This is a genomic window from Streptomyces sp. NPDC005551, assembly GCF_042871785.1.
In the GTDB taxonomy this organism is placed as follows: domain Bacteria; phylum Actinomycetota; class Actinomycetes; order Streptomycetales; family Streptomycetaceae; genus Streptomyces.
Window position 1 is genome coordinate 741,487 of sequence record NZ_JBIAJE010000001.1, and the last position, 21,499, is coordinate 762,985.

General features: G+C 72.5%; 18 protein-coding genes. 14 read left to right on the forward strand and 4 right to left on the reverse strand.

Features of this window, described 5'->3' with window-relative positions; translation table 11 throughout:
- Positions 1–64: 64 nt before the first annotated feature.
- Complete coding sequence (locus ACFYP4_RS03285) at positions 65–736, forward strand: response regulator transcription factor (protein ID WP_358851545.1); 672 nt, start codon at positions 65–67, stop codon at positions 734–736.
- Here ACFYP4_RS03285 and ACFYP4_RS03290 read toward each other — a convergent pair.
- A complete protein-coding gene (locus ACFYP4_RS03290; RefSeq protein ID WP_358851544.1) occupies positions 733–1,749 on the reverse strand; it encodes a Gfo/Idh/MocA family oxidoreductase in 1,017 nt (338 codons plus the stop codon). The two genes, ACFYP4_RS03285 and ACFYP4_RS03290, sit on opposite strands and share 4 nt — an antisense overlap.
- Before the next feature lie 128 nt (positions 1,750–1,877).
- Between ACFYP4_RS03290 and ACFYP4_RS03295 the strand changes: the two genes are divergently transcribed.
- The 10 genes from ACFYP4_RS03295 (at position 1,878) to ACFYP4_RS03340 (ending at position 15,922) form a co-directional block, all read left to right on the forward strand.
- The gene (locus ACFYP4_RS03295; protein ID WP_358851584.1) at positions 1,878–2,615 is read left to right on the forward strand and encodes a GntR family transcriptional regulator; all 738 of its coding nucleotides are present in this window, start codon (positions 1,878–1,880) and stop codon (positions 2,613–2,615) included.
- Between the two features lie 151 nt (positions 2,616–2,766).
- Positions 2,767–3,759 (forward strand): sugar ABC transporter substrate-binding protein, encoded by a 993-nt coding sequence (locus ACFYP4_RS03300; protein ID WP_388782334.1) that lies wholly within the window; start codon positions 2,767–2,769, stop codon positions 3,757–3,759.
- A 68-nt stretch (positions 3,760–3,827) separates the two neighbouring features.
- Complete coding sequence (locus ACFYP4_RS03305) at positions 3,828–4,832, forward strand: sugar ABC transporter substrate-binding protein (protein WP_388782337.1); 1,005 nt, start codon at positions 3,828–3,830, stop codon at positions 4,830–4,832.
- Positions 4,829–5,884, forward strand: coding sequence for an ABC transporter permease (locus ACFYP4_RS03310; protein ID WP_388782340.1), 1,056 nt, complete (start codon positions 4,829–4,831; stop codon positions 5,882–5,884). Before ACFYP4_RS03305 ends, ACFYP4_RS03310 begins: the two co-directional genes overlap by 4 nt.
- Positions 5,881–6,732, forward strand: a complete 852-nt coding sequence (locus ACFYP4_RS03315; protein WP_358851540.1) for an ATP-binding cassette domain-containing protein — start codon at positions 5,881–5,883, stop codon at positions 6,730–6,732. Before ACFYP4_RS03310 ends, ACFYP4_RS03315 begins: the two co-directional genes overlap by 4 nt.
- Before the next feature lie 60 nt (positions 6,733–6,792).
- A complete protein-coding gene (locus tag ACFYP4_RS03320; RefSeq protein WP_358851539.1) occupies positions 6,793–7,974 on the forward strand; it encodes an ROK family glucokinase in 1,182 nt (393 codons plus the stop codon).
- On the forward strand, positions 7,971–8,552 hold the full coding sequence (locus tag ACFYP4_RS03325; RefSeq protein WP_358851538.1) for a sugar kinase: 582 nt from the start codon (positions 7,971–7,973) through the stop codon (positions 8,550–8,552). The genes ACFYP4_RS03320 and ACFYP4_RS03325 overlap by 4 nt, the downstream gene beginning before the upstream one ends.
- A gap of 135 nt (positions 8,553–8,687) precedes the next feature.
- Positions 8,688–11,669: a DEAD/DEAH box helicase gene (locus ACFYP4_RS03330; protein ID WP_358851537.1), complete on the forward strand. Its 2,982-nt coding sequence runs from the start codon at positions 8,688–8,690 to the stop codon at positions 11,667–11,669.
- A complete protein-coding gene (locus tag ACFYP4_RS03335) occupies positions 11,666–14,149 on the forward strand; it encodes an SWIM zinc finger family protein (protein ID WP_388782344.1) in 2,484 nt (827 codons plus the stop codon). Before ACFYP4_RS03330 ends, ACFYP4_RS03335 begins: the two co-directional genes overlap by 4 nt.
- A 447-nt stretch (positions 14,150–14,596) precedes the next feature.
- Entirely contained in the window at positions 14,597–15,922 is a 1,326-nt protein-coding gene (locus ACFYP4_RS03340; RefSeq protein WP_388782347.1) for a sulfite oxidase, read from the forward strand.
- A gap of 64 nt (positions 15,923–15,986) precedes the next feature.
- On the opposite strand, the gene ACFYP4_RS03345 is transcribed toward ACFYP4_RS03340, so the two are convergent.
- Positions 15,987–17,672 (reverse strand): ribonuclease J, encoded by a 1,686-nt coding sequence (locus ACFYP4_RS03345; RefSeq protein WP_358851534.1) that lies wholly within the window; start codon positions 17,670–17,672, stop codon positions 15,987–15,989.
- Between the two features lie 80 nt (positions 17,673–17,752).
- Positions 17,753–18,538 carry an MBL fold metallo-hydrolase gene (locus ACFYP4_RS03350; RefSeq protein WP_358851533.1) on the reverse strand — a complete coding sequence of 262 codons (786 nt, stop codon included), beginning with the start codon at positions 18,536–18,538 and terminating at the stop codon, positions 17,753–17,755.
- Between the two features lie 89 nt (positions 18,539–18,627).
- Between ACFYP4_RS03350 and ACFYP4_RS03355 the strand changes: the two genes are divergently transcribed.
- Positions 18,628–19,227, forward strand: coding sequence for a CGNR zinc finger domain-containing protein (locus ACFYP4_RS03355; RefSeq protein ID WP_388782350.1), 600 nt, complete (start codon positions 18,628–18,630; stop codon positions 19,225–19,227).
- Between the two features lie 409 nt (positions 19,228–19,636).
- Here the strand turns inward: ACFYP4_RS03355 and ACFYP4_RS03360 are convergent, their stop codons facing one another.
- The gene (locus ACFYP4_RS03360; RefSeq protein WP_388782353.1) at positions 19,637–20,164 is read right to left on the reverse strand and encodes a peptidoglycan DD-metalloendopeptidase family protein; all 528 of its coding nucleotides are present in this window, start codon (positions 20,162–20,164) and stop codon (positions 19,637–19,639) included.
- Positions 20,165–20,452: 288 nt separating this feature from the next.
- Here ACFYP4_RS03360 and ACFYP4_RS03365 point away from each other — a divergent pair, with 288 nt between their 5' ends.
- Complete coding sequence (locus ACFYP4_RS03365; protein WP_388782355.1) at positions 20,453–20,818, forward strand: hypothetical protein; 366 nt, start codon at positions 20,453–20,455, stop codon at positions 20,816–20,818.
- A 330-nt stretch (positions 20,819–21,148) separates the two neighbouring features.
- Positions 21,149–21,493, forward strand: coding sequence for a hypothetical protein (locus ACFYP4_RS03370; RefSeq protein ID WP_388782358.1), 345 nt, complete (start codon positions 21,149–21,151; stop codon positions 21,491–21,493).
- Positions 21,494–21,499 lie beyond the last annotated feature (6 nt).

The following is a 21,499-nucleotide window of genomic DNA, read 5'->3' on the forward strand; positions in this document are numbered from 1 at the left end:
ACCCCACGAGGCATCGGACCGAAACCGGTGCGGTCCGGCGCGGTGGCCTCACTACGGTAGGGCCATGACTGCCATCCGACTGCTCCTCGTCGACGACGATCCCCTGGTACGGGCCGGCCTGTCCTTCATGATGGGCGGCGCCGACGACATCGAGATCGTCGGTGAGGCCGCCGACGGCTGCGAGGTCGCCGCGCTCGTCGACCGCACCCGGCCCGACGTCGTCCTCATGGACATCCGGATGCCGACGGTGGACGGGCTCGCCGCCACCGAGCAGCTCCGCGGCCGCAAGGACGCACCCCAGGTGATCGTCCTGACCACCTTCCACGCCGACGACCAGGTGCTGCGGGCACTGCGCGCGGGCGCGGCCGGGTTCGTCCTCAAGGACACCCCGCCCGCCGAGATCCTCCAGGCGGTACGACGGGTCGCGGCGGGCGACCCGGTGCTCTCGCCCGCCGTCACCCGCCAGTTGATGGAACACGCGGCAGGAGCGCCCGCCGGCACCCGCAGGCTGGCCGCCCGCCCCCGGATCGACGCCCTCAACGACCGCGAGCGCGAGGTGGCAGCCGCGGTCGGCAGGGGCGGTTCGAACGCCGAGATCGCCGCGGAGCTGTTCATGAGCGTCGCGACGGTCAAGACGCACGTCTCCCGCATCCTCGCCAAGCTCGGTCTCAACAACCGCGTCCAGATAGCCCTGTTGACGTACGACGCCGGCCTTCTCGAGGAGGACACCCCTTAGTTGCCGTCCCGGCCGCCCGGGATCTCCGCCAGGCGTACCGGGCGGTGTTCGAGGCGGGACAGTTCGCAGGCCTCCGCGATGCGCAGGGCGTGCAGGGCCTCGCGGCCGTCGCACGGATTGGCGCGCTCACCGCGCACCACCTCGACGAACGCGGTGAGTTCGGCCTCGTACGCGGGCCCGAACCGCTCCAGGAAGCCGGTCCACGGCTTGTCCGCGGCCGGCGGCCCGGCCGGCTCGGTGGAGGCGATCGGCGTACGGTCGTCGAGGCCGACGCCGATCTGGTCCAGCTCTCCCGCCAGCTCCATGCGGACGTCGTAGCCGGCGCCGTTCAGCCGGGTCGCCGTCGCGGTGGCCAGCGTGCCGTCGTCCAGGGTGAGGACGGCCGCCGCCGTGTCGATGTCGTGCGCCTCGCGGAACATCGCGGGCCCCGCGTCGGACCCGGTCGCGTACACCTCGCTCACCTCGCGGCCGGTCACCCACCGCACGATGTCGAAGTCGTGGACCAGGCAGTCCCGGTAGAGCCCGCCGGAGAGCGGGAGGTACGCGGCCGGGGGCGGCGACTGGTCCGACGTCATCGCCCGGATCGTGTGCAGCCGCCCGAGCCGGCCGGCGCGCACCGCCTCGCGTGCGGCCGCGTAGCCCGCGTCGAAGCGCCGCTGGAAACCCAGCTGGAGGACCGTCCCGGCCGCGTCCACCTCGGCGAGCGCGGCCAGCGTGCCCGGCAGATCGAGGGCGATGGGCTTCTCGCAGAACACCGGCAGTCCGGAGCGTGCCGCCCGGCCGATCAGTTCGGCGTGGGCCGAGGTCGCCGCCGTGATCACCACGGCGTCCACCCCCCAGGTGAAGATCTCGTCCGTGCTGGGAGCCGCCGTCGCACCGAGCCGGTCGGCGAGGGCGTGTGCCCGCGCGGGATCCGCGTCCGTGACGATGAGGGAGCCGACCTCGCGATGGCGGGTGAGAGCGGTCGCGTGGAATGTGCCGATACGACCCGTTCCGATAAGTCCGATGCGCATGGGAACAAGCTGAAGGCCCACCCGGCACCCTGTCAATGGTTTGTCCTGACAATCGAACTTCACAACTTCCCGTCATCTTCTCCCGGAGCTACGCTCGGCCCGTGCCGAAACCAGATGTGGCCCCGACCGTGTCGCTCCAGCTCAGCGTCGACCGCAGCAGTCCGGTCCCGCTGTACTTCCAGCTGTCCCAGCAGCTGGAGGCCGCGATCGAGCACGGAACCCTGACTCCGGGCAGCCTCCTCGGCAACGAGATCGAACTCGCCGGACGGCTCGGTCTGTCCCGGCCCACGGTCCGGCAGGCCATCCAGTCCCTCGTCGACAAGGGGCTGCTGGTGCGCCGCCGCGGCGTCGGCACCCAGGTCGTGCACAGCCAGGTCAAGCGCCCCCTGGAGCTCAGCAGTCTGTACGACGACCTGGAGGCGGCGGGGCAGCGGCCGGCCACCCGGGTCCTGCACAACGTCGTCGAACCAGCCTCCGCCGAGGTCGCCGCCGCCCTCGGCATCGCCGAGGACAGCGACGTGCACCGCGTGGAGCGGCTCCGGCTCGCGCACGGCGAGCCGATGGCGTACCTGTGCAACCACCTGCCCCCGGGGCTGCTCCCGCTGGACGGCGAACGGCTCGAGGCCACCGGCCTGTACCGGCTGATGCGTGCCGCGGGCATCACCCTGCACAGCGCCCGCCAGACCGTCGGCGCCCGCGCCGCCACCGCCGAGGAGGGCGAGCGGCTCGGCGAGCCCGCGGGTGCGCCCCTGCTCACCATGCAGCGCACCACGTACGACGACACCGGCCGGGCGGTCGAGTTCGGCTCGCACACCTACCGCGCCTCGCGCTACTCCTTCGAGTTCCAGCTCCTCGTGCGGCCCTGAAGTTCCTCGGGAGCGTCCCGGGGCGCGCTCCGGGCACCGGTGAAATCTCAATCGTAAGAATGTTCAGACAAACCCATTGACGGGTGCGCGGGCCCGGAGCTAGAACTCCCCTCAGCCGCAACGGGGCGGCGCGAGAGAGGGTGGTCCCCCCATGCGTACAGCACGCACAGCCGCAGCGGTGATAGCCGCGATCGCGCTCGCCGCGGGATGCAGCAGCTCCGGCGGCAAGGACTCCGAGGACTCCGGTGACGGCGGCGCGGGCGGCGGCAAGGCCGTCAGCACCCCGCGCCTGAAGATCGCCATGGTGACCCACGCGGGCGCCGGTGACACCTTCTGGGACATCGTGCAGAGCGGCGCCGAGCAGGCGGCGGCCAAGGACAACGTGCGGTTCCTGTACTCCAACGACAAGGAGGCCAAGGGACAGGCCGAGCTCGTCCAGTCCGCGATCGACAAGAAGGTCGACGGCATCGTCGTCTCGCTCGCCAAGCCCGAGGCCATGAAGGACGTCCTCGCCAGGGCCGCGAAGGCGGGCATCCCGGTCGTCACGATCAACTCCGGGTCCGAGTTCTCGAAGCGGTTCGGGGCGCTGTCGCACATCGGCCAGGACGAGTCCGTGGCCGGCGAGGCGGTCGGCGACGAGTTGCGGGGGCGGGGCCTGAAGAAGGCGCTGTGCGTCATCCACGAACAGGGCAACGTCTCCCTGGAGCAGCGCTGCGCAGGCGTCAAGAAGACCTTCGGCGGCCCGGTGGAGAACCTCAACGTCGAGGGCACCGACGCGCCCTCCGCCCAGTCCGCGATCGAGGCGAAGCTCCAGGCGGCCAAGGACATCGACGCCGTCGTCACGCTCGGCGCCCCGATCGCCGCGGTCGCCGTCCAGGCCAGGGAGGGCGCGGGCAGCAAGGCGGAGATCGACACCTTCGACCTGAACGCCGAGGTCGTCAAGCGGCTCAAGGCCAAGGAGGTCGGCTTCGCCGTCGACCAGCAGCCCTACCTCCAGGGCTACCTCGCCGTCGACGAGCTGTGGCTGCACGCGTACAACGCCAACGCCCTCGGCGGTGGCAAGCCCGTTCTCACCGGCCCGCAGATCATCACCGAGAAGGACGTGCCGGCACTCGAGAAGTACACAGCGCGCGGTACCCGATGAACACGTGCACGCTCCCTGTGTTCGATACTTGGGCGGACCAAGTAGCAGAGCAAGAAGGGCACGGCCTCGTGGCACGGACTCGGACATGGGTATCCATCGCGCTGGCAGGGGCGCTCGGCGTGTCCCTCGCGGGCTGCAGCAGCACCGGCGGCAAGCGCGCCGAGGACGCCCGCAAGGCCGCGTCCGCCCAGGGCAGGGCGGCGGTGAACACCCCTCGCTGGACCTTCGCCATGATCACCCACTCGGGTGATGGCGACACCTTCTGGGACATCGTCCAGAGCGGCGCCGAGCAGGCCGCCGTCAAGGACAACATCAAGTTCCTGTACTCGCACAACGCCGAGGCCCAGCAGCAGGCGCAGCTGGTGGACGCGGCCGTCGACAAGAAGGTCGACGGCATCATCGTCTCGCTCGCCAAGCCCGACGCGATGAAGGCCGCCCTGGCCCGTGCCGGGAAGGCCGGCATCCCGGTGATCACCGTGAACTCGGGCTCCGAGCAGTCCAAGGCGTTCGGCGCGCTCACCCACGTCGGCCAGGACGAGACCATCGCGGGCGAGGCCGTCGGCGACGAGCTCGACAAGCGCGACCGCAAGAAGGCCCTGTGCATCCTGCACGAACAGGGCAACGTCGGCCACGAGCAGCGCTGCGCCGGAGTCAAGAAGACCTTCGACGGCGACGTGCAGAACCTGTACGTCCAGGGCACCGACATGTCCGCCGTGCAGTCCTCCATCGGCGCCAAGCTCCAGGCCGACAAGTCCATCGACACCATCGTCACGCTCGGCGCCCCCTACGCGGACACCGCCGTCAAGGCGAAGAAGGACGCGGGCAGCAAGGCCGAGGTCGACACCTTCGACCTGAACGCCAAGGTGGCCGCGGAACTCGAGGACGGCACGCTCGGCTTCGCCGTCGACCAGCAGCCCTACCTCCAGGGGTACCAGGCGGTGGACCTGCTGTGGCTGTACAAGTACAACGCCGACGTCCTCGGTGGCGGCAAGCCGGTCCTCACCGGCCCGCAGATCATCACCAAGGACCAGGCCGGCGCTCTCGAGGAGTTCACGAAGCGGGGGACGCGATGACCGCGACAGCACCGGCACCGGCACCGGAGACCGACGCCGACGAACGGCTCGTCAGGACCTCGCCGCTGCGCAGGCTCCTCGGCCGGCCCGAGCTCGGCTCGGTGGTCGGCGCCGTCGCCGTCTTCGTCTTCTTCGCCGTCGTCGCGGACAGCTTCCTGCGGGCCTCCAGCCTCAGCACGGTCCTGTACGCGGCCTCGACCATCGGCATCATGGCGGTCCCCGTCGCACTGCTGATGATCGGCGGCGAATTCGACCTGTCGGCCGGCGTCATGGTGACGTCGTCCGCGCTGATCTCCTCGATGTTCAGCTACCAGATGACCACGAACGTGTGGGTCGGCGTGCTGGTGTCCCTGGTGGTGACCCTCGCGATCGGCGCGTTCAACGGCTTCATGCTGACCCGCACCAAACTCCCGAGCTTCATCATCACGCTCGGCACCTTCCTGATGCTGACCGGCATGAACCTCGGTCTCACCAAGTTCATCAGCGGCACGGTCTCCACCAAGTCCATCTCCGACATGGAGGGGTTCTCGTCCGCCAAGGACGTCTTCGCCTCCGTCGTCACCATCGGCGGCGTCGACTACAAGATCACCATCCTGTGGTGGTTCGCCCTGGTCGCCGTAGCCTCCTGGATCCTGCTGCGCACCCGCGTCGGCAACTGGATCTTCGCGGTCGGCGGCAACAAGGACGCGGCCCGCGCGGTCGGCGTCCCGGTCAACCGGACCAAGATCGGCCTCTACATGGGCGTCGCCTTCGCCGCCTGGATCTCCGGACAGCACCTGCTCTTCTCCTTCGACGTGGTGCAGTCCGGTGAGGGCGTCGGCAAGGAACTGATCTACATCATCGCGGCCGTCATCGGCGGCTGTCTGATCACCGGCGGCTACGGCTCGGCGGTGGGCTCGGCGGTCGGCGCGTTCATCTTCGGCATGACCGACAAGGGCATCGTCTTCGCCGAGTGGAACCCCGACTGGTTCAAGTTCTTCCTCGGAGCGATGCTGCTCCTCGCGACCCTGCTCAACGCCTGGGTCCGCAAGCGCGCGGAGGCCACGAAGTGACGGACAAGACGGCGGCCGAGGAACGAACGGCGCTCGTGGAGCTGACCGACGTCAGCAAGTACTACGGCAACATCCGCGCCATCGAGGGAGTCTCCCTCGAGGTCCACGCGGGCGAGATCTCCTGCGTGCTCGGCGACAACGGCGCGGGCAAGTCGACCCTCATCAAGATCATCGCGGGACTGCACCAGCACGACTCCGGGACCTTCCGCATCGAGGGCGCCGACACCCGGCTGTCCTCCCCGCGCGAAGCCCTGGACCTCGGCATCGCCACGGTCTACCAGGACCTCGCCGTCGTCCCGCTGATGCCGGTGTGGCGGAACTTCTTCCTCGGCTCCGAGCCGACGAAGGGCGCCGGGCCCTTCAAGCGCCTGGACGTCGACTTCATGCGCAGGACCACCCGCGCGGAACTCCTGCGCATGGGCATCGACCTGCGCGACGTCGACCAGCCCATCGGCACCCTGTCGGGCGGCGAGCGCCAGTGCGTGGCGATCGCCCGCGCCGTCTACTTCGGCGCCAAGGTCCTCGTCCTGGACGAGCCCACCGCCGCCCTCGGCGTCAAGCAGTCAGGTGTGGTCCTCAAATATGTGGCCGCGGCACGGGACGCCGGACTGGGTGTTGTGTTGATCACCCACAATCCGCACCACGCCTACCTCGTCGGCGACCGCTTCGTGCTCCTCAAGCGCGGCGCCATGTTCGGCAGCCACACCAGGGACGAGATCACCCTCGACGAGCTCACCCGGCAGATGGCGGGCGGCAGCGAGCTGGACGATCTCCGGCACGAACTGGAGCGCGCCCCCGTCCCGACCCACCTCGGCGGACACTCCCGGGACGACGTCCCCGAGGGGTGACGGGCGCTTGTCAGGGCGCCGCCATGCGGGGCCGCGGCGGTGTGAGGCAGAATCGGCGCGATGAGCACCTACCGCGACCTCGCCCTGCCCCGAGCTCTCGGCTCGGCTCGCGCAGGGGGCGCCCCCATCGGCTCCCGCCGGGCCACCGTCCTGACCGTGGGCACGCGTGAGCGCCGATCCCACCTGACGGCGCCGCGCGTCCCCACCGTGGGCATCGACATCGGCGGTACGAAGGTGATGGCGGGCGTCGTCGACGCGGACGGCAACATCCTGGAGAAGGTCCGCGCCGAGACCCCGGACAAGTCCAAGAGCCCCAGGGTCGTCGAGGACACCATCGTCGAGCTGGTCCTGGACCTCTCCGACCGGCACGACGTGCACGCCGTCGGCATCGGCGCGGCGGGCTGGGTCGACGCGGACCGCAACCGCATCCTGTTCGCGCCCCACCTCTCGTGGCGCAACGAGCCCCTCCGGGACCGGATCGCCGGCCGCCTTGCCGTCCCGGTGCTGGTCGACAACGACGCCAACACGGCCGCCTGGGCGGAATGGCGCTTCGGCGCGGGCCGCGGCGAGGACCACCTCGTCATGATCACGCTGGGCACCGGCATCGGCGGCGCGATCCTGGAGGACGGCCAGGTCAAGCGCGGCAAGTTCGGCGTCGCGGGCGAGTTCGGCCACATGCAGGTCGTACCCGGCGGACACCGCTGCCCGTGCGGAAACCGCGGCTGCTGGGAGCAGTACAGCTCCGGCAACGCCCTGGTCCGCGAGGCCCGCGAACTCGCCGCCGCAGACTCCCCGGTCGCGTACGGGATCGTCGAGCGCGTCAAGGGCAACATCCCCGACATCACGGGCCCGCTCATCACCGAACTCGCCCGCGAGGGCGATGCCATGTGCATCGAACTCCTCCAGGACATCGGCCAGTGGCTCGGCGTCGGCATCGCCAACCTGGCCGCCGCCCTGGACCCGTCCTGCTTCGTCATCGGCGGCGGCGTCTCGGCCGCCGACGACCTGCTGATCGGCCCCGCGCGCGACGCGTTCCGCAGGCACCTCACCGGCCGCGGCTACCGCCCCGAGGCCCGGATCGCCCGCGCCCAGCTCGGCCCCGAGGCCGGCATGGTCGGCGCGGCCGACCTCGCCCGCCTGGTCGCCCGCCGCTTCCGCCGCGCCAAGCGCCGCCGCGTGGAGCGCTACGAACGCTACGAACGGTTCACCGAGTCCCGCCGCACGACGACGGACTCGCTGTGACGGCCTCGCTGCCGCGCCAGGCGACCCCGCCGGACGAGCCCCGGCGGCCGCCCGAGGACCGGCGTCATGTGATCCGCCGCCGCGCGCTGACCCTGCTGATCATCGTTCTCCTGATCGGGGTCCCGGCCGGCTATCTGGTGATCTCCGCCGACCAGAGCCGCAACAGCGGCAAGGACAAGGAGGCGAAGTACTCGGCGACCGGCCTCACCGAGGCCTGGCCCTCCCGCGTCCAGCGACGTCTGTACAAGATCCCCGTCCCCGGCGACTCCACCGACGTCGCCTACTACGAGACGAACAACTGGAAGACCAGCCGCCTGTACGTCCAGTTCCGCACCAGCGACGCGGAGCTGACCGAGTTCTTCCAGAACATCGGGACCAGCCGCGCCGCCCTGGAACAGGACCACATCACCATCGGTGCCCGCGACCGGCGGGTCGTCGGCTGGGAGTTCACGGGCCCCGGCCCGTGGTCGGGCCTCGTCCACGAGCAGAAGGACCCGGCGCCCACCCACGACGTCGTCGTGAACCTGGCGGACCCGGAGCACCCCATGGTGTACGTCGTCTCGCGCACGACTCCCTGACGGGACCGGGCCTCCGGGCCCCTCGGGCAGGCCTGGGGGGTGCTCGCCGGGGCCGGTGGCGCGATCGACTGTCAGACCTCGCCCGTACAGTCGAAGACATCCGATTCGACTGCGGGGCGGGAGGTGACCGGGCGTATGAGCGGTGCGGTGCTGTCCGCGACCCCCGAGACCGGCAAGGGCGCCCCCGGCGACATTTCCGCGCGCCCCGCGACGGGCGGCGGCCCCGCCGTCTCCGTGCGGCTCGCCGCCGTCTTCCTGCCCGCGCCGCTGCCGCGCCAGGGGCGGATCGCCTTCTGGGACCCGGACCCGGAGGACGCGTACCGGTCGTCCACCGGGCACCGGCCCGAGGGCGCGGGGTCCTCGCCCGCCGGACGGGGGAGCGGGCCGCCCGGACCGGGCGGGGAGAGCGCCGACGAGAGCGGGGCCGAGCCCGGGGAGCGGATCGAGCTCACGGTCGTACGGCGCCACGGGACCGGAGTGCGACGGGTGACCGTGCCCGCGCGGACGCTGGAGATCGCCGACGCCCTGCCCCTGCTCACCGACGCCCGCCGCCACCCGGGGGCCCACCCCGCCACCGCCTGCTGGGGCGCGGCCGCACTGCACGCGCTGCGGCTCGCCGCGCGCGGACGGCTGCTGCCCGGCCTGACGCCCGACGGCCACGACGCCTGGCGCGCGGGACCCCTCGACCCGGACGACATCGGCCACCTGAGGGCCGTCGCCGCGGCCCTGCCCCCCGAGGGACACGCGGTGCCGCTGCCCGGCAAGGGCCCGCTCCGGCTGCCCGACCCGGAAGCGCTGATGCGTTCCTTCCTGGACGCGGTCGCCGACACCCTGCCGCGCACCCCCGCCGCGCCGTACGCCTGTGGCAGGCCCTTCGCGGCGCGCGCCCCGCAGCACCTGCCGGGCGCCCACGACTGGGCGGCCGAGGTCGCCGCCGGCATGGACGCCGGCGTCCGCATCTCCCTGCGCCTCGACCTGTCCGCCTCCCAGCTCTTCGACACCGACGAGGGCGCACACCGCGCGGGTGCCGCCGTCGTCCAGGTGCACAGCCTCGCCGATCCCACCCTCGTGGTGGACGCGGCGGAGCTGTGGGCGGGCGCGGCCGACACGACGTTCGGGCCCCGCGCGCGGGTGGACGCCGCCCTCGCCGTCCGCCGCGCGGCCCGCGTCTGGCCGCCCCTGGACCGGCTCTCGGAGGCGGATGTGCCCCACGTCCTCGCCCTCTCCGAAGAGGAGCTGTCCGACCTGCTCGGGGTCGCCGCGACCCGGCTCGGCGCGGCCGGTGTCGCCGTGCACTGGCCGCGGGACCTGGCCCAGGACCTGACCGCGGCGGCCGTGGTGCGTCCGGCGCCCGGCTCGGCGACCGACGGCACAGGATTCTTCGAGAGCGAGGACCTGCTCCAGTTCCGCTGGCAGCTGGCGCTCGGCGGAGATCCGCTCAGCGACGCCGAGATGGACGTCCTGGCCGAGGCCCACCGTCCCGTCGTCCGGCTGCGGGACCAGTGGGTCCTCGTCGATCCGGCTCTCGTCCGCAAGGCGCGCAAGCGGGAACTGGGCCTGCTCGACCCGGTCGACGCCCTCTCCGTCGCCCTCAGCGGCACCGCCGAGATCGACGGCGAGACCGTGGAAGCGGTGCCCGTCGGAGCGCTCGCCGCGCTGCGCGACCGCCTCACCGCCGGGATCTCCCCGGTGCCGCCGCCGCCCGGCCTCGCGGCCACCCTCCGCGACTACCAGCTCCGGGGCCTGGCCTGGCTGGACACGATGACGTCCCTCGGACTCGGCGGCTGCCTCGCCGACGACATGGGCCTCGGCAAGACGATCACCGTGATCGCCCTGCACCTGCGGCGGGCCCGCAGCGAGCCGACGCTCGTCGTCTGCCCCGCCTCACTGCTGGGCAACTGGCAGCGGGAGATCACCCGCTTCGCCCCCGGCGTGCCCGTCCGCCGCTACCACGGCCCCGACCGCACCCTGGATGACCTCGGCCCCGGCTTCGTCCTGACGACCTACGGGACCATGCGGTCGGCGGCGACCCGGCTCGCCCAGCAGCCGTGGGGCATGGTCGTCGCGGACGAGGCCCAGCACGTCAAGAACCCGTACTCGGCGACCGCCAGGGCCCTGCGCACGATCCCGTCCCCCGCACGCGTCGCCCTGACCGGCACCCCCGTGGAGAACAACCTCTCGGAGCTGTGGGCGCTCCTCGACTGGACCACCCCCGGACTCCTCGGCCCGCTCAAGTCCTTCCGCGCCCGGCACGCGCGCGCCGTGGAGAACGGCGAGGACGAGGAGGCCGTGGCCCGCCTCGCCCGCCTGGTCCGGCCCTTCCTGCTGCGCCGCAAGAAGTCCGACCCCGGCATCGTCCCCGAGCTGCCGCCGAAGACGGAGACGGACCACCCCGTCCCGCTCACCCGGGAACAGGCCTCGCTCTACGAGGCGGTGGTGCGGGAGTCGCTGCTCGCGATCGAGACCGCCCAGGGCATCGCCCGGCGAGGTCTCGTCCTCAAGCTCCTCACCTCCCTCAAGCAGATCTGCGACCACCCCGCGCTGTACCTGAAAGAGGGCGCGGCAGCGGCCGTCCACGGCCTCGCGGCCCGGTCCGGCAAGCTGGCCCTGCTCGACGAGCTGCTGGACACCCTCCTCGCCGAGGACGGCTCCGCGCTGGTCTTCACGCAGTACGTGGGGATGGCCCGGCTCATCTCCTCCCACCTGGCCGCCCGCGCGGTCCCGGCCGAGCTGCTCCACGGCGGCACCCCGGTCATGGAGCGCGAGCGCATGGTGGACCGCTTCCAGAGCGGTGCCACGCCGGTCCTCGTGCTCTCCCTCAAGGCGGCCGGCACGGGCCTGAACCTGACCCGGGCCGGCCATGTCGTCCACTTCGACCGCTGGTGGAACCCGGCCGTCGAGGAGCAGGCCACCGACCGCGCCTACCGCATCGGCCAGACCCAGCCCGTCCAGGTCCACCGCCTCATCACCGAAGGCACGGTCGAGGACCGCATCGCGGAGATGCTGGAGGCGAAGCGTGCCCTGGCCGACGCCGTTCTCGGGTCCGGAGAGGCATCCCTGACCGAACTGACCGACCGTGAGCTGTCGGACCTGGTCTCTCTTCGGAGGACCACGTGAACGCGACGGCGGACGGCGCCCGGCCGGCGCGGGAGCCGAAGGACGCGGACGGCCCCCCGGAGAGCGCAGTCGCGGAGTCCGCCGGCGACGGACGCGCCGCCGAGGAGCGTTCCGAGGGCGAGCGCCCCGCCGATGTGGCGCGGCGGGCTCTGTGGGCCGCCCGGGGGCGTGAGGCGCGCGGGGCCGAGGCGGCCGCCGACCAGCCGGGTGCTCCTTCCGGGCGTGGCGCCCCGGCTGCCGCGCCCGCGACGACGTCCGCGGCGGGTGCCCGCCCCGGCGACGTGGCGCGCGAGGCGCTGCGGCGGGCCGCGGCGACGGGGAGCGCGCCGGGCCCCGGTGCTGCCGCCCCGGTTACCGGGCCCGAGCCCGACAGTCCCGAGGAGGCTGCGGGAGAGGGCCCTTCGGCCGCCGAGGCCACGGCGACGGAGGTGCCGGAAGGCACTGCGGGGACCGTCGAGACCGCGCAATCCGCGCAATCCGCGCAGTCCGCGGAGGCCGCGGAGACAGCGCAGTCCGCGGGGACCGTCGGGGGCGCGCGTCCCGGCGACGTCGCGCGGGAGGCGTTGCGTGCCGCGCGGGGAGCCCGCCCCCGGGAGCGGAAGGCCGCCCCGCGCAGGGGAGCCGAGCACGGAAGGCGGGCCCCGCAGGAGTCACCGGCCGGCTCCGGGGACCCTCGTGAGACGCGACCCGCCGCACCGGGAAACCGCGCCCAGGACGTACGGGACCTCCTCGCCGGAGCGTTCGCGCTCCCCACGGACGACGACCCGGCCCACCAACCCCCGGAAGCCGCCGAGGCCGCGTCCGCCTTCGGACGGCCCCACCCCGGTGCCGCCCCGACGGACCCACCCGCCCTCCCCGGCGACGGGACGCGGGCCTTGACACCGCGGCGGGCCCCGACGGACGCGGCCGTGGCGCTCGCGGGGACCGCGGCGAACACCCCTGACGAGACGCGGGCCGTGGCACCGCCGAAGGCCTCGGCGGAGGCGACCGAAGGGCCCGCGGAGGACGCGCCGGTCCGGGGTGACGAGACAGGGGCCGTGACCCCGCCGTACGGAGCGGACGCCACCGGAGCGACCCCCGGCGACGGGACACGCGGCGCCCCCTCGGGGACGGAGCACGCCGTAGTTCCCCCTGCTGACGTGGACGCCCCCCGCCCGGCCCGGCAGGGGAGCGGCGGGTCGGGCGCGCCCACCGGTGGGCCGGGACAGCGTTCCATGGCCTCCCCGGGACGGGACGGGGAGCTGCGACGGACGTTTCCCGCGTTCCCGGCCCGGCCCGCGGACGCGGCCGGCGCGTTCGCCGGGACATGGTGGGGGAACGCGTGGGTGACGGCGCTGGAGGAGGGCGCGCTGGACCGGGCGCGGCTGTCCCGGGGGCGCGGGTACGCAGAGCGCGGACACGTGGACGCGATCACGGTGACCCCGGGGCTCGTCCTCGCGTACGTGCACGGCACCCGCGCACGGCCGTACCGCGTGCAGGTACGGCTGCGGACGCTCGACGACGCCGCCTGGGACCGGTTCCTGGACGCCGCGGTCGAGCGTCCCGGGCACATCGCCGCGCTGCTCGACAAGCAGCTGCCGCACTCCCTCGCCGACTGCGGGGCGGACCTGCTCCCCGGCCCCGGAGACCTCCAGCCGCAGTGCAGCTGCCCCGACTCCGGCCACCCGTGCAAACACGCGGCGGCCCTCTGCTACCAGACCGCGCGCCTGCTCGACGAGGACCCCTTCGTCCTGCTCCTGCTGCGCGGCCGCGGCGAACGGGAACTGCTCGACGCCCTCTCCCGCCGCAACGCCGCGCGTGCGGCCCGCGCTGCCCAGGAGCGGGAACCCGCCCCGCTGCCCGGCGTACGGGCCAGCGACGCTCTCGCCCCGCGCTCGCTGCCGCCCCTGCCGGCGCCGCTGCCCGCGCCCTCGCACCCCGAGCAGCCGCCGGCGTACCCGGGTGCACCGGGCGGCCCCGACCCGTTCGCGCTCGACCAGCTGGCCACGGACGCGGCCGCCCGCGCCCACGCGCTGCTGACCGCAGGACGGGATCCGGTGGGGGACCTGACACTGTGGCAGGACGCGGTACGGCTCGCCGCCGCCCGCCCCGGCTCCGGCCTCACCGCCGGCACCCGCGCCCTGTACTCCTCGCTCGCCACCGCCACCCGGCGCACCCCGGCCGACCTGGCGCGCGCGGTGGCCGCCTGGCGCCAGGGCGGGATCGAGGGGCTCGCGGTCCTCGAGGAAACCTGGGATCCGCCGGCCGGCCGCTTCGACCGGGCCCGCCCGCTGCTCCTCGCGGCCGATCTCCCCGCCTTCCGCCCCTGGCGCAACCACCTCACGCACCCCCGCGGTCACGTCCAGATCCGCCTCGGCCGGGACGGCCTCTGGTACGCCTACGAATCCGAACCGGGCCACGACGACTGGTGGCCCCGCGGCACCCCCGACCTCGACCCGGTGGGCGCGCTCACGGGTCTCGGTACGTCCGGCGACCTCTGAGCGCCCCGCCCGCCGACGCCCGTGTCCGCCGTTCCCGGGGCCGGGGCCCGACTCCGCCGATTCCGCGACGCGTCGACGCTCCGCCTCGTACGATGACGCCCATGATTCTCGGCAGCCCCCGCCGCGCTCCGCGGAACCGCGCCCTCCGGTCGCGCGGCTGTTGTTGATCCTTCCCCCGGCGCGATGAGCGGGAGAAAGCCCGAAACAGCCCTGTAGTCACGGCGTTTCGGCACCGGGCCCGGCCCGGCTCCCCGCCCGTACCCGGCCGCGCGTCCGCCCTGGCTGCCCTCCGCTCCACGCCCCCGGCCGCCCCTGTACGCGCACCGCCCCGGCCGCCCCCGTACGTGCACCGCGCCCGGCCCGACGCAGTCGCGCCGTCGGGCTGTCGCACACGCTCCTCTCACGTCCCAGGCCAGTCGCCACCGCCCCGAAAGGCAGGTCCCGCCCATGTCCCTCTCCGAACTCGCCTACGACCGCCGCAGACTCCGCCAGTGGCTGGCCGGAGACGCCCGCGCCGACGGGGTCGCCCGGCGCGACATGCTCAGGCTGCTCGCCGCGGCCGGACTCACCGCGGCCGCGCCCGTCGCCCTGGGCTCCCCGGCCTTCGCCGCGGACGGGACGGCCGCCGCGGACGGGACGGCCGCCGCGGGGGGCCGGGCGGCCGGGGGTGCGAGCGCCGTGGCCGTCGCGCCCGGCATCGTCAAGCCGCTGCCCGAGGAGTGGTTCACCGTGCGGGGCACCAACGCGGAGACGAAGTTCGCCGCCCTCGCCGGCACCGGACTCCACACCCCGGCCGACCGTTTCTTCGTACGCAACCACACCGCGACCCCGGTCCTGGACGCCCGCGCGTGGACGCTGACCGTCCGGGGAGACGGGCTCCGCGGCGCGCGGCCCGTCACGTTCACGCTCGACGACCTGAAGCGGCTGCCGGTGACCACACGGACCGCGTTCGTCGAGTGCGCGGGCAACGGCCGCAGCCTCTTCACCACCCAGCAGGGGCAGAGCGTGACCGGCACGGCGTGGACGCTGGGCGCCGTCGGCACGGCCGAGTGGCGCGGCGTGCGGCTGGCCGAGGTGCTCCGGCGCGCCGGGCTGAGCCACCGCGCCGTGGACGTCATGCCCACCGGCCTCGACGCCGAGTACGTCACCGCGGACGGCACGAACCTGGGACACGTGCGCCGGCCCCTGCCGCTCTCCAAGGCGCTCGACGACGTCCTGCTCGCGTACGAGATGAACGGCGAGCCGCTGCCACCGGACCACGGTCATCCGGTGCGCGTGCTCGTGCCGTCCTGGATCGGCATCGCCTCGGTCAAGTGGGTCGGCGACATCGAGGTGTCCACGCGGCCCCTCTACTCGCCGTGGAACACCGACTTCTACCGCCTCTTCGGCGACGGACAGCCCGCGGGCGGCAGCGCGCCGCTCACCCGGCAGACGCTCAAGAGCGCCTTCGAACTGCCGTGGGATGCGACGGTCGCGGCCGGAGCCGAGCACCGGCTGACCGGCCGCTCCTGGTCGGGTGCGGGCGCCGTCGCCCGCGTGGACGTCAGCACGGACGGCGGCGCCCACTGGCACCGGGCCCGGCTGCACGACGCCCCGCGCCGCGCCTCGTGGGTCCGCTGGTCCACCGGCTGGCGGCCGTCGGCGCCCGGTCCGTACACACTTCTGGCCCGGGCCACCGACACGACAGGCCGCACCCAGCCGGACAGGACCGCGCCCAACACCCAGGGCTACCTGTTCGACGCGGTGGTCCGGCACCCGGTGCGGGCGGTGTGAGCGCCCTCCGGTGATGTGTTGCCCCCTGCCCTCCGGTCACGCCGCAGGGCAGGGCGGCCGCCGGTCAGGCGTCGATGATGACCGGGATGATGAGGGGCCTGCGACGGTGCGTACGGAAGGCCCAGTTCGCCACGGCACGGGCGATGAGCTGTTCCAGCTGGTGTGCGTCGCCGACGCCCTCCTGCGCTGCCGTCGCCAGGGTCTTCTCGATGACGGGGACGACCGGCTCGAAGGTGGTGTCGTCGTGGACGAACCCGCGGGCCAGGAAGTCGGGAGCCTCGGCCAGGGCACCCGTGTCGGCGTCGACGATCGCCACCACGGTGACGACGCCTTCCTCTGCGAGGGTGACGCGGTCCTTCAGGGACGCCTCGGTGGCGCCGCCGACCTCCATGCCGTCCACGTAGACGTTGCCGGCCGGCACCTTGCCGGTGATCGTCGCGCGCCCGTCCACGAGGTCGACGACGACGCCGTCCTCGGCGATGACCACCCGCTCGGGGTCGACCCCCGTACGGATCGCCAGGTCGGCGTTGGCCCGCAGGTGGCGCCATTCGCCGTGCACCGGCATGACGTTGCGGGGCTTGACGATGTTGTAGCAGTACACGAGTTCACCGGCGCTGGCGTGCCCGGAGACGTGCACCTTGGCGTTGCCCTTGTGGACGACGTGGGCGCCCCACCGGGTCAGCCCGTTGATCACCCGGTAGATGGCGTTCTCGTTGCCGGGGATCAGCGAACTGGCGAGCAGGACGGTGTCGCCCTTGCCGATGCGGATCACGTGGTCGCGGTTGGCCATCCGGGACAGCGCCGCCATCGGCTCGCCCTGGGATCCGGTGCACACCAGGGTGATCTTGTGATCGGGGAGCTTCTCGAGTTCCTTGGTGCTCACGACCAGGCCGCTGGGAACCTTCAGGTAGCCGAGGTCGCGGGCGATGCCCATGTTGCGGACCATGGAGCGGCCCACGAAGGCGACCTTGCGGCCGTGCTGGTGCGCGGCGTCCAGGACCTGCTGGATGCGGTGCACATGGCTGGCGAAACTGGAGACGATCACCCGGCGCGGGGCGGTACGCATCACCTGCTCGATCGCCGGGTTCAGTTCGCGTTCGGAGGTGGTGAAGCCGGGGACCTCGGCGTTGGTGGAGTCGGTGAGGAAGAGGTCGACGCCTTCCTCACCGAGGCGGGCGAAGGCACGCAGGTCGGTGATGCGGTCGTCCAGCGGGAACTGGTCCATCTTGAAGTCACCCGTGTGCAGCACCATTCCGGCCCGGGTGCGGATCGCGACGGCGAGACTGTCCGGGATCGAGTGGTTGACCGCCACGAACTCGCAGTCGAAGGGGCCGAAGGTGCGCCGGTCGCCTTCGCTGACCCGGACCGCGCGCGGCCGGATTCCGTGTTCTTTGAGCTTGGCCTCCAGGAACGCCAGGGTCAGCTTCGAGCCCACGACGGGGATGTCACGGCGCTCTCGCAGTAGGTACGGCACGCCACCGATGTGGTCCTCGTGGCCGTGGGTGAGCACCACGGCCACGATGTCGTCCAGGCGGTCGCGGATCGAGGTGAAGTCCGGCAGGATCACGTCCACGCCGGGCTGGGTCTCTTCGGGGAACAGCACGCCGCAGTCGACGATGAGCAGCTTGCCGGCGTGCTCGAAGACGGTCATGTTGCGGCCGATCTCCCCCAGGCCGCCCAGGGCGACGACCCTGAGCCCTCCTTCAGGCAGGGGAGGGGCGGCTTTCAGTTCGGGATGCGGATGACTCATATTCCGACGTTACCGGAGAGCCCGCCGAGGTGATCCACTGGCCGCCCGACCAGCCGGTCGGACCGGCACGGCCGCGGCGGTCAGGGGCGCCGGCCCCAGTCCAGGCAATCGGCCAGACCGGCCGCGGTGAAGGCGGCTTGCAGGGCGTCACGGCCCTCGGTGAAGTGGGCCCAGCTGTCGTAGTGGACGGGCACCACGCGGCGGGCGCCGAGGAGCCGGGCGGCTTCGGCGGCCATGGCACTGTCCAGGACGAGCACCTTTCCGTCGAAGACCTCGGTGAGGCGGGGGGCTCCCGCGAAGAGAAGGGCGGTGTCCACCGGGGCGAAGCGCTCGGCGATCTCCTTGACCGCGTCGAGGGAGGCGTTGTCGCCGCTGACGTAGACCGTGGGCAGGCCTTCCCCGGTCAGGACGAAGCCGACGACCTCGCCGGATATCGGCTCGACCTCCTCGCGCGGGCCGGGACCGTGGATGGCGGGGACGCCCGTGACGGTGACCGTGCCGCCGTCGGGGCGTTCGAGGTCGATGGACTGCCAGTCCGCGAGGCCCGTGGCCTTCTCGCCGAGGCGCCGGCCGCCCCCGGGCGTGGTGAGGGTGAGAGGTACGTCGGCGAGCAGGGCCCGGCCCGAGGTGTCGAGGTTGTCGGCATGTTCGTCGTGCGAGAGGAGTACGACGTCGACGGCGCCGAGGTCGGCGGGCGCGGCGGCGGAAGGGGCGGTCTTGGTCAGGACCACGGGGCCCTGAAAAGCGCCGGGGCCGTCGAAGGTCGGGTCGGTGAGAAAACGCAGACCGCCGTATTCGAAGAGCGCGGTCGGGCCGCCGAAGACGCGGACCTCGAACTGGTCGGTCGCAGCAGAGGGAGAAGACACGAGAGAGACACCTCACGGATAGATGTGCTTGAACCGTGAGATGACCGTAGCGTTTCTCACGGAAGCGCGCAAGCCGTACCATGAGAGGCATGGAGGAGACCGTGGTCGAAGAGCCCACCCCGCCGCCCGCGCAGGGGGAGGAGGAGCACCTGTCCCTCGCTCTCGTCAACAGTGCGATCGCGATGCCCGGCGGGCACACGGTCGACCGCCTGGGTACGCCCGCGCAGACCAACCGGTGGCTGACGGAGCGCGGCCTCGCGCCGGTCGACGCGGACCTGCGCGAAATGTGCGCGTCACAGTTGCGCTCGCTGCGCGAACAGATCAGGTCGCTGTTCGCCGCCCGCGCCGCCGGGCTGCTCGCTCTCCCCGCGGCCGTCACGGCCGTCAACGACGCGATGACCCGCGTCCCCACGGCCCCGCTGCTGCAGTGGGACGAGAAAACCGGCCCCTACCGCGCCACCCCCCACCCCACCACCCAGATCCTCGATCACGCCCTGGCAACGCTCGCCGCCGACGCGGCCGAACTGCTCACGTCCCCCGAGGCCGAACGCCTCACCGCCTGCGGCTCCCCGCCCTGCAACCGGTACCTGCTCCGTCGCGGACGCCGCCACTGGTGCTCCACCCGCTGTGGCGACCGCGCCCGCGCCGCCCGCGCCTACGCCCGCCGCACCCAGCCCGCGACCGACTGACGAGCCCGCCCGCCGAGAGGCGCGCCCTTTGGTCCACCTCCCCGTCGACCACACCGCTCCAAGCACCCGGGAGGCTCTGGCCGAAACTTTGAGTAGCTTCCGCCCACCTGTAACACTCCCTGACCTGGGACCAGGGCTCGGAGGGCTGCCCGCCGGACGTTCTGCTCGCGCCTTGATCAACCATCAGGTGTTGCAACGGCCCTCGAATTTGCCCCCATATCCGACGAACCGGTGGGACGGAACCACGGTGTCCTGTGGCAGCCCTTGACCGATCTGGAAGGCGCCCTGACCGCGCCTCGGGCTTCGGCCCGTCGATGCCGTCGATGACCCTGGGATCGAAGCCGAGGGCGGCCAGCCCCTGCTGGATGCCGCGGATCGACCCGAGGTGGAAGATCTGTCCGCCGTCAACTCAGGCGCCGCGGGTGGGAGGTGAGCCGTCCTGGTTGAAAGTGACCGGTGTGACCGTGCTGGAGCCGGCCGTGTCCAGAAACATTGGGTAGAGGTCCACGCCCTGGTACGTGCCGTTGGGCGCGCCGCCGATGATCTCGACCAGCGCCAGGTGCAGATGTGGGTCGATGCCCGCGAACTCGTGGACCTGGCCCAGCACATCCCCGCGGGAGACCTGTGTGCCGACGCCCAGCCCGCCCGGCACGTTGGTGAGGTGGGTGTAGAAGCCGCCCATCTCGTCGTTGGGGGAGCGCATGAAAAGTTGCGCGCCGTAGACCTTGCCGCTGTCGGTGGCCGGGTCGTGCGGGCTGTACTTGGTGATGTGGGCGTCGAAGGCGGCGAACACCTGTGTGCCCGCCGGAGCGCCGAGATCCATGCCGTACTGGATGTACCAGTGGGGCGACTGGTGGCCCCCGGTGCCGGGTCCACCCAGGCCGGCGGTGAAGCCGCTGGGGAACGGATTCGACATGTCGATGGTGAATGCGGACACCTGTCCTGCTCCTTGTTCGAGCCCCCGGCCCAACCGCATTCCAGTCTCGCGCGCTGCCTGGTCGATGGCGACTGCAATCACCCTTCGGGGAAAAATAGTTGTGGAATGCGAAACGAATTCTGCGGTGGCTGCCCGAGGTCGTCGCTCCTATACTGGAGCTGGTACCCGCTCGATCCGAATCTCCGTGATCCGCCGGCGGTGAATTCCCCCAGCCGCTGTTCCGCAATCTGCGCTCCCGCCTCTCGGAGCCTCTCGGAGGCCGTCATGACCTGGTTCAAAGTGACCGACTTGGAGTCTGACGAAGCCCTGAGTCTTGGCGCGTATCCCGGAAGCCGCAATGACGTCTTCGCGGTTTTCCCCGACGGCGAGACGGGATTCCACGGGTCCAACGACCCGCAGCGGTACGCCCGGCAGGTCGTCGACACGATCCGGCGGGTGGAGGCTTGGTGGCCCGACCCGGACGACCTGTACATCACGACGAGGGGCAACGGCTCGACGGGCTCGGTGAACTCCGACCACGACAGCGCCTCCGACGACGACCGGCTGGGCTCGACCCGCATCGAGGCGTCCGAGCGCGGGGTCGGCTCCGTCGCCAGGCTTGCTTCGTCACCCGTGAAGCGTTCGGCCTACTACGTCACCTACCTCGTCGACTAGGTCACGACGATGGACAGCGCCTGGACATGTGAGCGTTGCGGAGCCGAGGCACCGCCCGACGCCCAGCACTGCCGCAACTGCGGTCACTGGCTCCCGGCGTACGACGAGGGCCAGGACACGATGACGCGAGGGTGGCGGCGCCACTGGCCCGGGACCGTGTTCGCGCGGCCGAAGCCACCGCCTCCTCCGAAGCCACCGCCTCCTCCGGAGCCGCCGCCCCGTCCGTACGTCCCCCCACCGCCCCCGTCCAACTCCCCGGTCGAACCGGAGCCGGAACCGCAGCCCCCGCTCCCCGTCGGCACCCTCCACGGCAACGGCAGTGTTGAGGGCGTGGCGCGCAACGTGCAGGTGCGCACTGAGGTGCGCGGCAGCGGGGGCAACACCGGCACGGTCATCGTCTGCAATTTCCGCGTGGAGGACGACCGCCGAGGCCGCCCCACACGACTGGTCCCGGTGGAGATGCGCGGCGACTCCTTCGAGGGCGCAGTCAACGAGGGGGACCGGGTGCGCGCCGAGGGCGAGGCCAGACGCGGCACGCTGCGGGTCAAGAGGCTGTACAACCTGACCACCGGCGCCGAAGTGTCGACCGGCGGCACGCACTGGGTCGTGGCCCTTCTCGTCATCCTGGTCTTCGCCGCCTGGATGATCTTCATCATCTTCTTCGCCGGACGTTGAATGCTC